General features: G+C 66.8%; 14 protein-coding genes. 6 read left to right on the top strand and 8 right to left on the bottom strand.

Annotated features, from left to right (window positions below):
- Window positions 1-25: 25 nt before the first annotated feature.
- A complete protein-coding gene (locus AC1DIM_RS05175; RefSeq protein ID WP_477709421.1) occupies window positions 26-1,312 on the bottom strand; it encodes a GmrSD restriction endonuclease domain-containing protein in 1,287 nt (428 codons plus the stop codon).
- Window positions 1,313-1,789: 477 nt separating this feature from the next.
- Between AC1DIM_RS05175 and AC1DIM_RS05180 the strand changes: the two genes are divergently transcribed.
- From AC1DIM_RS05180 to AC1DIM_RS05190, 3 genes are all read left to right on the top strand, one after another.
- Window positions 1,790-2,419, top strand: coding sequence for a DUF2306 domain-containing protein (locus tag AC1DIM_RS05180; RefSeq protein WP_477709422.1), 630 nt, complete (start codon window positions 1,790-1,792; stop codon window positions 2,417-2,419).
- 148 nt (window positions 2,420-2,567) lie between these two features.
- Window positions 2,568-3,806: an MFS transporter gene (locus tag AC1DIM_RS05185; protein ID WP_477709423.1), complete on the top strand. Its 1,239-nt coding sequence runs from the start codon at window positions 2,568-2,570 to the stop codon at window positions 3,804-3,806.
- 113 nt (window positions 3,807-3,919) lie between these two features.
- On the top strand, window positions 3,920-4,816 hold the full coding sequence (locus tag AC1DIM_RS05190; RefSeq protein WP_477709424.1) for an SAM-dependent methyltransferase: 897 nt from the start codon (window positions 3,920-3,922) through the stop codon (window positions 4,814-4,816).
- A 62-nt stretch (window positions 4,817-4,878) separates the two neighbouring features.
- Here AC1DIM_RS05190 and AC1DIM_RS05195 read toward each other — a convergent pair whose 3' ends face one another.
- Window positions 4,879-5,022 (bottom strand): hypothetical protein, encoded by a 144-nt coding sequence (locus AC1DIM_RS05195; RefSeq protein WP_477709425.1) that lies wholly within the window; start codon window positions 5,020-5,022, stop codon window positions 4,879-4,881.
- A gap of 155 nt (window positions 5,023-5,177) precedes the next feature.
- On the opposite strand from AC1DIM_RS05195, the gene AC1DIM_RS05200 reads away from it, so the two are divergent.
- On the top strand, window positions 5,178-5,915 hold the full coding sequence (locus AC1DIM_RS05200; RefSeq protein ID WP_477709426.1) for an SDR family NAD(P)-dependent oxidoreductase: 738 nt from the start codon (window positions 5,178-5,180) through the stop codon (window positions 5,913-5,915).
- Window positions 5,912-6,346 carry a YkvA family protein gene (locus tag AC1DIM_RS05205; protein ID WP_477709427.1) on the top strand — a complete coding sequence of 145 codons (435 nt, stop codon included), beginning with the start codon at window positions 5,912-5,914 and terminating at the stop codon, window positions 6,344-6,346. The genes AC1DIM_RS05200 and AC1DIM_RS05205 overlap by 4 nt, the downstream gene beginning before the upstream one ends.
- Window positions 6,347-6,422: 76 nt before the next feature.
- Here the strand turns inward: AC1DIM_RS05205 and AC1DIM_RS05210 are convergent, their stop codons facing one another.
- From AC1DIM_RS05210 to AC1DIM_RS05235, 6 genes are all read right to left on the bottom strand, one after another.
- Window positions 6,423-7,187, bottom strand: a complete 765-nt coding sequence (locus tag AC1DIM_RS05210) for an SGNH/GDSL hydrolase family protein (RefSeq protein WP_477709428.1) — start codon at window positions 7,185-7,187, stop codon at window positions 6,423-6,425.
- Window positions 7,188-7,304: 117 nt separating this feature from the next.
- Complete coding sequence (gene helR / locus AC1DIM_RS05215) at window positions 7,305-9,467, bottom strand: RNA polymerase recycling motor ATPase HelR (RefSeq protein WP_477709429.1); 2,163 nt, start codon at window positions 9,465-9,467, stop codon at window positions 7,305-7,307.
- Window positions 9,468-9,610: 143 nt separating this feature from the next.
- The gene (locus tag AC1DIM_RS05220) at window positions 9,611-10,282 is read right to left on the bottom strand and encodes a DUF1345 domain-containing protein (protein ID WP_477709430.1); all 672 of its coding nucleotides are present in this window, start codon (window positions 10,280-10,282) and stop codon (window positions 9,611-9,613) included.
- 60 nt (window positions 10,283-10,342) lie between these two features.
- Complete coding sequence (locus AC1DIM_RS05225) at window positions 10,343-11,425, bottom strand: DUF1648 domain-containing protein (protein WP_477709431.1); 1,083 nt, start codon at window positions 11,423-11,425, stop codon at window positions 10,343-10,345.
- Window positions 11,422-11,814 (bottom strand): GntR family transcriptional regulator, encoded by a 393-nt coding sequence (locus AC1DIM_RS05230; protein WP_477709432.1) that lies wholly within the window; start codon window positions 11,812-11,814, stop codon window positions 11,422-11,424. The genes AC1DIM_RS05225 and AC1DIM_RS05230 overlap by 4 nt, the downstream gene beginning before the upstream one ends.
- Before the next feature lie 64 nt (window positions 11,815-11,878).
- Window positions 11,879-13,351, bottom strand: coding sequence for an MFS transporter (locus tag AC1DIM_RS05235; RefSeq protein ID WP_477709433.1), 1,473 nt, complete (start codon window positions 13,349-13,351; stop codon window positions 11,879-11,881).
- A 192-nt stretch (window positions 13,352-13,543) separates the two neighbouring features.
- On the opposite strand from AC1DIM_RS05235, the gene AC1DIM_RS05240 reads away from it, so the two are divergent.
- Window positions 13,544-14,422, top strand: a complete 879-nt coding sequence (locus AC1DIM_RS05240; protein ID WP_477709434.1) for a helix-turn-helix transcriptional regulator — start codon at window positions 13,544-13,546, stop codon at window positions 14,420-14,422.
- Window positions 14,423-14,506: the final 84 nt, after the last annotated feature.

Raw genomic sequence — 14,506 nt, forward strand, 5'->3', positions numbered from 1 at the left:
GGAACATTGGAGTGATGGAACTGGTCTAGCTTTCGCAGGCCACGCCGTCGTTGTCGCGGTCCAGCGCCGCCCGGTAGCCGGGCTGCCCGGCACGGATCGGCGCGGCGCCGGCTGCTTTGGCCGCCGCGCAGTTGGCGAAGTAGACGGCGGCCGGCGGAGCGGGAACGGGGGCCACCGGAGCGGGGGCCACTGGAGCCGGCGCCGGTGCAGGAGCGGGTGCCGGTGCAGGAGCGGGTGCAGGTGCAGGTGCAGGAGCAGGAGCAGGTGCAGGTGCAGGTGCAGGAACTGCGGCCACGGGCGCCTGCTCGTTGGTTGGTGCCAGCTGGCCGGCGCAGTCAGCGAGGATCCTGGCCATCGCGTCGTGCTCTGCCTGGGTGACCCACAGGCTGTACGTTGCCTTCACCGATATCTGCCGCGCCACGTATTCGCACCGGAAGCCTTTGTTCGGCGGCAACCAGGTGGCTGCGTCGCCGTCGCCCTTCTTCATGTTGGTGGGGCCATCCGTCGACTGCAGGTTCAGCGGGTCGTTGGCGAAGGCTGTCCGCTGCTCCGTGGTCAGCTGCTGCGCGCCTTTCTGCCAGGCGTCGCTGAGGGCCACAACATGGTCGATCTGGACGGCGCTGCTGGTGGCACTCCCCCGCAGGAAGCTGATGGTGGTACCCGTGTACGGGTCCGCGAGCGTTCCGGACTGAACCTTGCACGGCACGCTGTTGGTGTACGTGATCGCCGTCAGGTCGCGTTTGAGCATGTCGTTCCGGGTGTCGCAGCCGTTCCGGTCAACGTCCATCCACGCCTGCCCGAACAGCGCGCGGTCATAACCGGTCTTCGGCGCCCGGCCCTTGACAGGGAGGGTGGCCAGCAGGTCGATGGCCTTGGTGGCAAAGGCGGGCTGACTCTTCGGAGCGGCTGCACTGACGCCGTTCGCGAGCGTGTTTGGGGTCTCAGGATCGAGCGGGGTGTCCGCCGCCTGGGCGGTTGGAGCGGACGACGGCGTCGGCGAACCTTGGGCGGAGGCGCTCGCTGTGGCGGTGGCCGTCGAAGCTTTCCAGTCCGAGGAGGTTGCCTGAAGGTCGTCCCCGGTGGTGCGCGGCAACGCCACGGCACCCGTGAAGAACAGCGCAAAGGAAACCGCCAGCGCGATGGCCCCTGCCTTCCGCTTCGCCGGCAGCCACGCCCACGAACGGCGTCCTGTGGCCATGACATAAAGGCTGGTCAGCCCCGCCGAGATACCCAGGAAAACCAGTGCGCCACCGAATCCTCCAACGAAGGCACCGATAATCACGAAGAGCGCTGTGATGCCGCCGACGATCAAGGTGGAAGTGCGCGGCCTGCGTGGCGGGTTCGGCCCGGGCGCAGGAACAGACGGTACTGACCCGAAAAGGGTCTGATAGTTCGACAATTCTTATTCCCCAATAGTGAGGGCTCGACGTTGAGCCCGACCTTTTCTCTTGAAACTTCACGTAAATGCTGAGCTTATCCGCGCTGAGGCAGGAGAACCGAAATTGGGACGAACCTTGGACAACGTTGATGGACTCTTGAGCCGATCTTGATCAGAGCGCTGCCAGGAGCCTGCCTATCGCTTATTCCAACCGGCTGCAGTACGTTGGGCGTTACGCCGTACGCGAGGGATGCTGCTGGGCATGGTCAATCCGGCGGCCATCGTTGGCACTTCATCCCTCATCGTTGCGTGAACAAAGAAGTCCATGCTTACCGGAGCGAGCCCGTGAAAACTGCAACCGTTGCCCGATCCCGTCCGCTACCCCGAACCCGGTGGCTTGTTCCTGCTGCTTTGATCCTTCTCAGCCTCGTCCCGATCATCGCCGGGGCAGCGCGCCTGACGGACTTAACGGGCGGACAGATCACACCGGAGAACGCGCGGTTCTTCGATTCGCCGGCGCCAGTCCTGATCCATATACCAACTGTCACCGTGTACCTGCTGCTGGGGGCGTTTCAGTTCGTTCCGCCACTTCGCCGGGGCCAAAGCGGCAGGGCCAGCTGGCACAAAATTGCCGGCCGCATCCTTGCCCCCGCCGGCCTGCTGGCCGCCCTGTCGGGACTGTGGATGGCGGTCTTCTATGACCTCCCGCCGCTGGACGGGCCGCTCCTTCTCGTCCTTCGCTTGGTTTTCGGGTCCGCCATGGTTGCGTTCATTATCCTGGGATTCGTCGCAGCGCGTCGCCGGAACTACGTCCGGCACAGCGAGTGGATGTCCCGCGCCTACGCCATCGGCATAGCCCAGGGAACCATTGTTGTGGTGACCATTCCCTGGATTGTCCTGGTAGGGCCGGTCAACGAACTTAGCCGGGCTCTGCTGATCGGGGCATCGTGGGTGCTGAGCCTCGCCGTGGCCGAACACTTCATCTACCGGCGCGCCCATGGCCCTGCCCGGAGGCCCCGGCCTTCTGCCCGGCCCGCTTAGTCCGGCCGGGTGCCACCGCCCATTTCGCGAAGAATATTTGCGCGAAAGGGGCACTGGCTATACCCCTATAAGCGCGGCCTTCTTCGCCGGCGAGCGAACGGGTGCAATGGATACAGGCCATTTTCCACTGCACCAATGAGGAGTTCGCATGCGCGGGCAGACCACGATCGAGGGCGGCGTTACGGCCGGCGGTACCAAAAACGTTAAGGACCGACGGCGGGCGCCGCTTCCGCTGGTGGTGTACGTCCTGGCGCTGGGCACGTTCCTGATGCTCACCAGCGAGTTCGTGGTGGCCGGCATCCTGCCGCTGATCGCGAGTGACATGCAGGTGAGCGTCGCCCAGGCCGGATCGCTGATCACAGTCTTCGCGATCGGCATGGTGGTGGGCGCGCCGCTGATGGCGATGCTGACTATGCGCCTGTCCAAGCAGCTGACGCTGGTCCTGGCGCTCATCGTATTCATTGCCGGCCATGTGGTGGTGGCGCTCGGCCAGGACTTCACGCTGCTGCTGGCGGCGCGGTTCGTCAGCGCACTCGCCACCGGCGCGTTCTGGGCAGTCTCCGCTGTGGTGGCCACCCGCGCCGCAGGCCCGTCCTCAGGTGCCCGGGCGGTAGGCGTAGTGGGCGCCGGCGGGGCCCTGGCCACCGTCCTCGGCGTGCCCCTGGGGGCATTCGTCGCACAGCTGGTTGGCTGGCGCGGAACCTTCTGGGCACTGGCGGCCGCCGCCGCGCTGGCCACCGTGCTCGTCGCCCGGCTTATTCCGCACGACGTTTCCGGCGCGCATCCAACCTCGATTCGTACCGAACTGGCCGGGCTGCGCTCGGGCCGGCTGTGGCTGGCACTGGCTGCGTGTGCCACGACGTGCGGTGGCGTACTCTCCGCCTACTCCTACATCGCCCCGATCCTGATCGACCAGGCCGGTGTGACAGTCTCCCACGTCCCGCTGGTGCTCACCGGATTCGGCGTCGGTTCGGTCATCGGCACCCTCCTCGCCGGCCGTTTCGGCGACGCCCACCCCGGTCCGATCACCATTCTCACCCCCGCTGTGACCACCGTCCTCCTCCTGGCCATCAGCCTGGTGTCCGGTTCGCCATGGCTGTCCAGCGCACTGGTGGTCCTGCTCGGCCTGTTCGGACTGAGCGCCAACAGTGTGCTGATCCACCTGGCTGTCCGCTTCGCCGGGAAAGCCGCCACCCTGGGTTCCGCCCTCAGCGTCTCCGCGTTCAACGCCGGCACCGCCGTGGGCACCGCCATCGCCGGCGCAGCCCTCGTCTCCCCGCTCGGGACCACCGGCCCGGGCCTGGTCGGCACCATCCTTGCGGCGTTGACCCTGATTCCAACCACGGCACTCGCCATAGCCGGCCGCCGGCGGGCACCAGCGCTTTAGCCTGAACCCGTTGTCGAAACCCGCCACGTCCTCCCCAAGCACTGACCACCGGCGGGCGCGTCACGCAGTAGGCTCCCCTGTGGGAAGAAGTACGACGGCGGGAGGAGCCACGCGTGACGGAACTTGAGGACCAGGGGCTGCCGCTGACGGCGCTTGCCGTGGCGGCGGGGCGGGCAGTGGAATCATCCCGGCCGGACGCCCTTGTGACCGACCCGTTTGCCCTGGCACTGGTGGAGGCCGCCCGCTCCCACGTGGATTTCCCCACCGCCTGGCCGCCGGATCCCACAGCCGTGTCACCCCTGCAGCAGCCGCTCCTGCTGGCATCGATCTACATCGCCGTACGGACCCGGTTCATCGACGACTTCCTGCAGTCCGAGCCGGCAACACGGCAGACCGTGCTGCTGGGCGCGGGCCTGGACACCCGCGCATACCGGCTCCGCTGGCCCGCCGGCTCACGGGTCTTCGAAATCGATCACGCGAACGTCCTGGAGTTCAAGGCCGGCGTGTTGGACCGCCTCTCCGCCGAGCCGCAGTGCAAGCTGGTCACGGTGGCCACGGACCTGTCCCTGCCGTGGCGCGAGGCCCTCACAGTGGCCGGCTTTGATCCGCAGCAGCCCACCACCTGGATCCTTGAGGGCCTGCTGCCCTACCTCGACGGCGCCGCTCAGCTGTCGGTGCTGAGGGACGTGGCAGCGCTGTCCGCGCCGGGGTCGCGGGCCGTGATTGAGCGGGCAGTTCCGCTGCCCAAGACCGACGACATGGAAGCCAAGCTCCGCGACTTCAGCGTGCAGACAGGACTGTCCATGAGCGAACTCCTGGCGCGGACTGATCCGCCGGATCCGGCGGAACTGCTCACAGCGGCCGGCTGGCGGTGCACCCCGCACACGGTCGTGGAGCTGTGCGCCACCTACGGCCGCGTCCTGTCCCTGGCCGGCCCCGGCCAGCCCGCACCGTCACAGGAGCCGGCGTCCGGGCAGTCGAGGGGCGGCTTCGTCACCGCACTGCGCTAAGGTGACCGCCGGCACCCAGCCCGGGCGCCGCCGTCGTACGTCTGCGTCCCCGGCCCGCAGCGTCATGACACGCGGCGGAACTCTCCCGGCCGGAGCTGGACATGGAAGGGCAGCACCAGCTGGATGTGGGTGTCGCCGATGGGCTCCTCGAGCAGCTCGTTGATGGAGGTCTGCCCCTCCAACTCGCTGCACCCGTCCTTGCCCATAAATCGACCTTATGCGGGCACGGCCGGAGTGAATCGCAGGACACGGCGAGAGCCTGGCCTCTTCCTCCGTCACCATGGCTTGCGGCCGTCGGGTGGTGGCATGATGGGCGGATGAGCCGAGTCACGTGCGATCTGACCATCAGACTGGAGGACTGATGGCGCGCATCTTCATCACCGGCTCCACCGACGGACTCGGACTGGCCACGGCGCAGTCCCTCCTGGACGACGGCCACAATGTCATCGTGCACGCACGCAATGCCGGACGGCTGAGCGCGGTAAAGGATCTGATTGAGCGCGGGGCGGTGGGCGTCGTCGGCGACCTGTCGGACCTTGCGCAAACCCGTGACATTGCGGACCAGGTGAACCGGGCCGGCCCCGTGGACGCCGTCATCCACAACGCTGGCGTGCTGAACGGTCCCGATATCTTTCAGGTCAACGTCGCGGCCCCTTACCTTCTCACGGCCCTCATCCACCGCCCGCGCCGGCTGATCTACCTCAGCAGCGGCATGCACCGCGGAGGCCACGCGGGCAGCTTCCGCGACGGGGCCGGGTCCGGCGGTGCGCCGCCCCGGGTGTCCTATTCGGACAGCAAGCTTTACGTCACCGCCCTCGCGGCGGCAGTCGCCCGGTTATGGCCTGATGTCCTCAGCAATGCCGTGGATCCGGGCTGGGTGCCCACCAAGATGGGCGGTGCCGGGGCGCCGGACGATCTTCGGCTCGGCCACGTGACCCAAGAGTGGCTCGCCACCAGCGATGACCCCGAGGCACTCACCAGCGGCGGCTATTGGCACCACCAGCACCGGGAGAAAGCGCTCCCGGCTGCCGGCGATCAGCACCTGCAGGACGAGCTGCTGCATTATCTGGGCCGTCTCACCGGGGAACGGCTTACGTGAATGCTCAGTGGTGGGAGGTTGCCCTCGGAGCCGTTGCCGGCCTGGTGGCCGTCTACGCCATATTGCTGCTGGCTTTATGGGCTTACGCCCGGCGTCACCCGGAGACAGTGGGGATGCGCGATGCGTTGCGGCTGCTGCCGGACGTGCTGCGCGTTCTCAGGCGCCTGGCCGCCGACAAATCCGTGTCGCGCGGGGTGCGCATCAAGTTGGTCCTCCTGCTGGGATATTTGGCTTTTCCGCTTGACCTCGTCCCGGATTTCCTGCCGGTGATCGGCTACGCCGATGATGTGATCATCATGGCCCTGGTTCTTCGCTCCGTGATTCGCTCCGCCGGTCCGGACTCCTTACGGCGTCATTGGCCTGGCACTTCGGCCGGCCTTGCCGTCGTCGAACGCCTCGCGGGCCTTCGGGAATCCAGCGGGTTGGGGTAGCGGCTACGAGCCCGTTCCATCCCATGGGGGCCAGTCCGTCGAAGGCGCGCACCCAGGTTTCGCGCAGTGCGGGCGTTCAGTCCTGCACGGCAGCGGAAATGATTTGCTCCATCTTGTCTTGCAGGAACTCTTGCCCCTCAGCGCTCGGGTGTTCACCATCCGGTCCCAACAGGACGTCGGCGCGGCCGCTGAGCCACTGCTCCGCTATGGGATCGATGAAATCCACGCCCATGGACTGCGCCGCGGACGCCTCAATGTCGCGAACGTCGGCCAACAGCGGATCCGTCTCCTCGGTGCCGGACAGTGGGCCGACCGCCACGAGCACCGCGTTGGGCGCCTGCGACGAGGCGCTGGCGAACGCTAAGACCGTAGCGTCCCGGAGTTCCTCCGGCCCGGCGCCCGTGTCGTTGTCGGACCCGAAAAAAACAACTACGTCCGTGTCAGGGCTGACGGCTGCCTGGACTTCCATGGTGAAGGTGTTCCCGTCGTCACCGGCAACCAGGTAACCGCTGCCGTTCTCTGCAGCATTGGTGACCTGCAGCGGCCGCTGGTTGGACAGGTGCGCCGACTGAAGGAGCTCCGGCCACGCCTGCTCCGGCGAGGTTCCCAGCCCTGTGCTCAGCGAGTCCCCGATCACGACAACCCTGACCGTGGTGCCCCCGGACCCTGACTCCGGTCCGCTCTTACCGGCTGTTGCTTGTGCGGTGCCCGTTGAAATCGGTGGAGCAGGCGTTGCCTGCCCATCAGCGCGGGCAGGAACGCATGAGCTGGTCACAAGAAGGAGCAACGCAGCACCGGATGCCTTAATCACGGCGCGGACGCGCGGCGACGAGCTCTTCATCCACTCCTCCAAGATCCCGGCAGTCAGGAAAACTAACGCAATCCGTGAAATATCTATGGTAACCCGCCTGCCTGAACGAAGCGCCACCGGGACCAGGAGGACCGCTCAATCTCGAGCTCAGGGGGTGGTGAGGAGGACGAGTTGTTGGGTTGCCCGGGTCATCGCCACATAGCGGTCCACTGCTCCTTCGATGCCCGCACCGAACGAGTCCGGGTCGATGAGGACCACCAAATCGAACTCGAGCCCCTTCGACAGTTCCGGGGTCAGCGACCGCACGCGGGACGCCGCCGGGATCACGCCGGGCTCGATATGATTCCTGCCGATGACACAGGCGATCCCGTCCGCATGCGCGGCGAGCCACGCATCGACGACGGGGCCCAGCTCCGACGTGGAGCCATGGACGACGGGCAGGCCGCCGCTGCGGATGGAGGCCGGCACGTTGGCGTCCGGAAGCACGGCCCTAATGACTGGCCCGGCTTCAGCCATGACCTCCGCCGGTGTCCGGTAGTTGATGCTGAGGGTCGCCTGGTTCACGTTGGCCAGTCCGACCCGCCCGAGCCGTTCCTGCCACGTCTCGGTGAACCCGCGCCTGGCCTGGGTGCGGTCCCCTACGACCGTGAAGCTGCGGGAGGGGCAGCGCAGCAGCAGCATCTGCCACTCGGCGTCGGTTAACTCCTGCGCCTCGTCCACGACGACGTGGGCGAACGGACCGGCAAGCATGTCCGGGTCGGCAGCCGGCAGCGCGTCCCCGTCGACCAGCTTCTCCTGCAGGTCCTCCCCCCGCAGCATGGACATCACCAACATTTCGGAGTCGTCCGCCGCCACCAGGTCCTCGACCACCCGGTCCATGAGCTCCCGCTCGGCAGCCAGGGTGGCGTCCTGCCGGCGCCTGCGTCGTGACGCCGCCGGATCGCCCAGACGCTGCCGTGCCGCGTCCAGGAGCGGCAGATCGGACGTGGTCCAGGCCTTCGGATCTGCGCGCTGCAGTACCTCTACCTCGTCTCGGCTGAGCCAGGGGGCACACAGGCGCAGGTAGGCGGGCACGGTCCACAGGTCGCCGACGAGGTCGGTGTAGTGGAGCAGCGGCCACGCTCTGCTGAACGCGTCCACCAACGCCGCGTTCTGTGTCAAGGCCCGGCGGAGTACACCCGCCGGGACGTCGCCGTCGTAGAGCCTGTCCGCGAGTATGGTGAGCAGTTCCTCCCAGACCTCATCGCGGGCCTCGTTGTGCGGGGTGCCCGGCCCGGGCGACTCGAACGCCCTAGCCCACTCCTCGGCACTGAGCCAGATATCGGCGTACGGGGTCTCCACCTCCATCCCCTTCGCGGGCGGCTGCTCGTAGAACCTGACGGCCGGCTCGATCGCCTTCACCATGTCCGCGGACGACTTCAGGAGTGCCACGTCCTGGTCAGTCTCGACCGAGGCCGCGGCGCCCTCGGGAACGAGATCGCGCAGGGTGCACGTCTGCACGCCCTCCTCCCCCAGGCTCGGGAGCACATCGGCGACGTAGGCCAGATAGGGCCGGTGCGGACCGATGAACAACACGCCGCCGCGCCGGTGACCGAGCCGGGGGTCCGAGTAGAGGAGGTACGCGGCGCGGTGCAGTGCAACAACGGTTTTGCCCGTGCCGGGGCCGCCGTCGACGACGAGTGCCCCGCGCGATGACGCCCGGATGATCGCGTCCTGGTCCGCCTGGATGGTGCCGAGCACGTCCTGCATCCGGGCAGACCTGCTGCTGCCCAGGCTCGCGATGAAGGCCGAGAGATCCTCAAGTGCGGCGGTCCCTTCGAACCCGTCCGCAGCGAACACTTCGTCCCAGTAGTCACTGATGCGGCCGCGGGTCCAGCGGTACCTGCGGCGGCTGACCACGCCCATCGGGCGGGCATGGGTCGCCCCGAAGAACGGCTCAGCCGCCGGAGAACGCCAGTCGATGAGCAGCCGGCCACCCCCACTGTCTGTGAGGCCAAGGCGTCCGATGTACACGGGCTCGGGGTTGCCTGCGCCGACGATGCGTCCGAGGCACACGTCCATACCGAAGCGACGCAGGGCCCGCAGGCGGGCGGTTAGCCGGCGGATCTCCACGTCCCGCTCCAGCACCTCCTGGCCCAGACGGCCGCGCGATCTGCGCGCCGCATCGAGGTGGTCGGACAGGTCGGCAATGGACTGCTCGAGGCCCTCCGCGATCGCGGCGAAATGCCTCTCGTCGCCCGCGATCAGCGCCGGGTCCGCCTTGGGAGTGAGGTGCTCGGGAAGGTTGAACGCGCTGGTAGTCAGGGACACGTCATCAGCTCACTTTCACGCAATCCGCTCATCGACCACACAATTCTGCGGGCCCACCGGGATCTTGTGGCAAGCCCCCCTGCGCGCTATAGATTTAAGAGTAGGGAGCGGTGGATTCCCGGAAGGACGTCCCGGCTTCGCGATTAGTGGATCAGGCCGGCGACCAGGTTGATGGTGGTGGCCAGAACAATGGTTCCCAGCAGATAGGACAGCAGTGCCTGGCGCAGCACGGTGGTGCGTATCGCCTCCGTCTTCAGGTCGGTGTCAGAGACCTGGAAAGTCATCCCGACAGTGAAAGCCAGGTAAGCGAAGTCCATGTAGCGCGGAAGCTTGTCCTCGTTGAAGTCCACACCCTCCCTGTCCCGGTAGTAAATGGACGCATAGCGCAGGGTGAAGAGCGTATGGACCAGGAACCAGGACAACGCCACACTGCCCAGGGCCATCGCGACGATGGCCGCCTTCGTGCCCCCTTCGGCGTTGGAGGCTTCCAGCAGGATGAGGGCCACCCCGGCGAAGCTGGCCACGGTGGCACTTAGAACCAGCACATCCGAGACGCCGCGTCCCGGATCTTCGCGCCGCGCGTGGGCCGCCGTGGCTTCCGCCTGCAGCCGCCCGACGACGGCCCAGACCCAGATGAGATAGGTCAGTGACGCCGCCGCCCAGCCCATCGCCGGCGCGTACGCCCAGGACTTCAGCGCCCCCACCGCCAGTGCCGTGCCCACGCCCACAACAATCATCACGATGAGGCGGAGGCGCGAACGATGGACCAGCGTGTTGAAACCCGGTTCCGGGCTGGCCGTGTCAGGTGCATTCATGGATCGATTATCCCCTTCCGCCGGCCGTCACCTTCGGGACGCGCCGGGCAAGCTGCCGTGTCAGCCGCCCAAACGGAAGATAACCACCAGCCCGATCAGGGCAATCACGCCGGCAAGGAGCATCGCGGCCCTGGGATTGCCAAAGTTCAGGGTCCAGCCGATGCCGAACCGGCGCGGGACAAGCAGTGCGTGGTCTTCACGGTTGATGTAAAACAGGCCACCGCGCCAGTATTTATCGTCGTCCCGGTGCGTCAGTCCGGTGTCCTCACCGTTCCGGCCCCGCTCCCGGTTGTTCCTGGCCAAGACGACAACGGTGATGACGACGGCGGCGAGAACCGGGAGCGCGATCACCAGGGGCGCCCACGGCGTGACGGTTCCGGTCCACATCAGCAGCGACGATCCCAGCATTCCCAAATCGATCATGGCCACAAGCCCAAGCAGCACCCTGGCACCCAAGGAGATGTAGTGCCGCGACCAGCGCGCGGAGCCCACCGGGTGTGCCGGATCCAGGTCCGGCCTGCTGCGGATGATGGCCGCCGCCATGCCAGCGAGCAGCGCCGTTATGCCGATCTGCACGAACACCAGGGAGAAGGCCGCGCCGACCGACTTGGCGACCACCCTGTCCGGCACACCCCTGGCGCCGTAGTGGACCGCGAGGATTTGGGGCATGGACGGGTACAGAAACACTCCAATCACGGCCGTTGCGACAGTGATGATCACCGCCGGCGCCAGCCAGAGCCAAGGAAACCGCGGCGGATCGGTCCGCAGACCGGTGTCCACCGAGATGCCTTGATGCAGGCCCTCGAACCAGTCACCGGCGGTCTTGGCTGCCCGGATCTCCTGATGGGCCAGGAAAAAGCACCCGTACCAGAGGCCAACAAGCATCAGCACCGACAACGGCAGCAGCAACGGTTCCCCGGTCACCGCGAAGATCCCAACACCGGCCCCTGCCACGACGAGCCCGCAGATGAGCACCCTCCACCGGTAGATGCGGGCCTCCCGGATCACTGTAGGGTCCTCGGCACGCTGAGCCGGCACGCGGACCCCGAAGGGCACAGTGGGGCTGGTGACCGAGGGCAGCACCAGCGCGAGCAGGAGCACGAGACCCAACAGCACAAGACTCAGAACTATGGCAACGATCATGGCGCATCCTTCCGCTGCGTGGCACCAAATGAATCGAGCACGGACCGGCAGGTCTGGAGAACCTCGTCTGCCGGGATTCCCCTGGCAACGGCCTCTGCCAGAAGGGTCCGGGCCCTGGCGGTCCAGTCGGAGGGGAACGGCTGCTCCGCGACAGTTGCTGTCACTACCGCACCGGTTTTGCGGTTAAGGCGGATCAGGCCCTGCTGGCGCAGGAGGTCATAGGCTTTGTTCACGGTATGGAAGTTGATCCCGAAGTCGGCTGCGAGCGTCCTGGTGGCAGGCAATGAACTGCCCTCAATCAGCACGCCCTCGGCGATCGCTTCCACGATCTGGTCCCGAAGCTGCTGGTAGATCGGCACCTCACCGGCCAGGTCTACGTTGAGGATCATGAGCTCCACCTCCACCCTTGTTATAGCAGTTATAGAACAAATAGTGGATGGTGGCAATATCGAGTTATGGCCGCGGTTCGATAGGTGTTGGGCGTGCCGGGATCCGCGCCGGCACGGACGCGGGCTCCGACTGGCCGCGCCTTCTGGAATGCCGGCGTGCCGCGCGTTCCGCGGGAACGATCAGCACCAGTGCCACGAGCAGGGCACCGGCCAGCATGATGGATCCGCCGGCATAGGCGACGGCGACGCTCCCGGCGAGTGATCCTGCGTTGGCTGAGGCGGCCACCAGCACACCGACGCCGAGGGCGCTGCCGAGCTGGTGCGCGGTGTTCACCAGACCGGAGGCGGCTCCGGCGTCGGTGGTGCTCGCTCCTGCGATGCCCGCAGCGGTGAGCGGGGCAAATCCGAGCCCCTGGCCGACGCCGATCAGCACCAACGGGAGCGCAACCCCGGTGAGGTACGGGGTGGACGCCGTAATGGTGCTGAGCCAGGTCATGCCCGCCAGCGTCAGGGCGAGCCCGGTAGTCAGCAGGGATGCCTTGCCAAAGCGGTGCGTGAACCGTGGGACGGCCAGCGCGACGAAGAAATTCACCACGGTCATGGGGAAGAAAGCCACGCCGGCCTGTAAGGGGTCGTAGCCGTAGACCCCTTGCAGGAACTGGGTGGTGAAGAAGAAGAACCCGATCATCGTGCCGGCAAACAGCAGCCGGGCCGCGTAGGTGCCGGCCCGTTCCCGGCTGGCAAACAGGTGCAGCGGCATGATGGGACGCTCCACCCTCCGCTCATTAAGCACCAGTAGGCTGAGGAGCATAATGGCTGCGGCTAAAGCGGTGATCGTTTCGGGTGCCGCCCAGCCGGCGTCGACGGAGTGGACGATGGAGAAAACCAGGGTACCCATGCCCAGTGTCGAGGCCACGGCACCCAGCACGTCGAACCGGCCGGACGAGCGCGGGCTCTCGGGGATGAATTTGACGGCGGCGATGATCATGGCGACGCCGATGGGCACGTTGACGAAGAAGCCCGCCCGCCACGAAACCCATTCGGCGAGTGCGCCGCCAACCACAAGGCCCAGGCTGGCACCGATTCCGGCAACAGCGCCGTAGGCGCCCAGCGCCCGGGTGCGTTCACGGCCGGCGGGGAACGTGGCCGTCAGCAACGACAGCGAGGAGGGGGCGACGACAGCGGCACCGATTCCCTGGAGTGCCCGGGCGGCAATCAGCCACCAGTCGTTAGGGGCAACTCCGATCAGGAGGGACGCGAAGGCAAAGACCGCCAGGCCCGCGATGAACACCCGGCGCCGGCCCAAGACGTCCCCCAGCCGGGCGCCGAGCAGCAACAGGCCGCCGAACACCAGCGTGTACGCGTTCTGGACCCACGACAACCCGGTCGGTGACAGTCCCAGCTCCGACTGGAGGCTGGGCAGGCCGGTGAAGATGATCGAGTTGTCCAGGATGATCATGAAGTAGCCCACGAGGATGATGGCCAGGATGGCCGTGGAGCGGACTTTGGCGGGCGGCTCGGCTGTGGTGGTGTTCAAGGTTTTCCTTCGCATTGATGGGCCGCCGGCGGTTATCCGTTTGCCTGCTTATCCACTTCACCACTCAGGAAGAAACCGCGGGAGTGGCCACTGTTCCGTGTACCGGCAGACCACCCTTCAGCAGGCGGGCGGCCTGAAGGGGTGTACTGTCAGGCCCTCCCGCCGGCCCCGGGCCGGCCGTAGCCTGAGAGCATGGACAGCCGAAATGATGTGAGTGAATTCCTGCGATCCCGCCGGGCCAAAGTAACGCCTGACCAGGTGAATCTGATCGTTGGCAGCAACCGGCGGGTGCCGGGTCTGCGCCGGGAGGAACTGGCCACCCTGGCTTCGGTCAGCGTGGACTACTACGCCCGGCTGGAACGCGGGAACCTCACCGGCGTCTCGGATGAAGTGCTCGAATCCATCGCCCACGCCCTCAGGCTTGACGAAGCCGAGACCGCGCACCTCTTTGCCCTCGCCCGCGCCGCCCAGCCCGGCCCGGGCCGGCGGAAGCGCGCAGCCAAAGAGCAGGAACTGCGGCCCAGCCTGCAACGGTTCATGGACGCCATCACCGGCGCCCCCACCTGGGTGCGTAACGAACGCATGGATTTCATCGCAGCCAATCCGCTGGGCCTCGCCCTATACGCTCCCGTCCTTGCCGACCGGGTCCAACCTGCGAACACCGCGCGCTTTCTGTTCCTCAACCCCGAAGCGCCCACCTTCTTCCCGGACTGGGAACAGAACGCCAACGACGTCGTCGCCACCCTGCGCGGTTACGCCGGCCGGCAGCCGCATGACCGAAGTCTCTCGGACCTGATCGGGGAGCTCGCAACCCGGAGCGAGGAATTCCGCACCCGCTGGGCCGCCCACAACGTCCGGTTCCACCGAACCGGTCTTAAGCGCATCCACCACCCCGTCGTCGGGGACCTTGAACTCAGCTACGAGGCGATGGAACTGCCGGCCAATCCTGGCTGGACGATGTTCGCCTACACGGCCGAACCCGGCTCGGCGAGCGACGAACGCCTCAAACTACTCGCCAGCTGGGCGGCAACCACAGCCAGCGAACTCACCGCCCCCGCGTCGCTCGACTGAGCACGGACAGCACGCAACAAACAGGGAGAAACTAGCCCGGGGTTTTCATGGGACGCCGCTGAGCTGGCGTGTTAATCAGGGAAA

The organism is Pseudarthrobacter sp. 01T43 (assembly GCF_056398665.1).

Bases quoted from the DNA above. Each gene is read 5' to 3' on its own strand.
- AC1DIM_RS05185 (WP_477709423.1), top strand. From the start codon at position 2,568: ATGCGCGGGCAGACCACGATCGAGGGCGGCGTTACGGCCGGCGGTACC.
- AC1DIM_RS05195 (WP_477709425.1), bottom strand. From the start codon at position 5,022: ATGGGCAAGGACGGGTGCAGCGAGTTGGAGGGGCAGACCTCCATCAAC.
- AC1DIM_RS05200 (WP_477709426.1), top strand. From the start codon at position 5,178: ATGGCGCGCATCTTCATCACCGGCTCCACCGACGGACTCGGACTGGCC.
- AC1DIM_RS05210 (WP_477709428.1), bottom strand. From the start codon at position 7,187: ATGAAGAGCTCGTCGCCGCGCGTCCGCGCCGTGATTAAGGCATCCGGT.
- AC1DIM_RS05220 (WP_477709430.1), bottom strand. From the start codon at position 10,282: ATGAATGCACCTGACACGGCCAGCCCGGAACCGGGTTTCAACACGCTG.
- AC1DIM_RS05225 (WP_477709431.1), bottom strand. From the start codon at position 11,425: ATGATCGTTGCCATAGTTCTGAGTCTTGTGCTGTTGGGTCTCGTGCTC.
- AC1DIM_RS05230 (WP_477709432.1), bottom strand. From the start codon at position 11,814: ATGATCCTCAACGTAGACCTGGCCGGTGAGGTGCCGATCTACCAGCAG.
- AC1DIM_RS05240 (WP_477709434.1), top strand. From the start codon at position 13,544: ATGGACAGCCGAAATGATGTGAGTGAATTCCTGCGATCCCGCCGGGCC.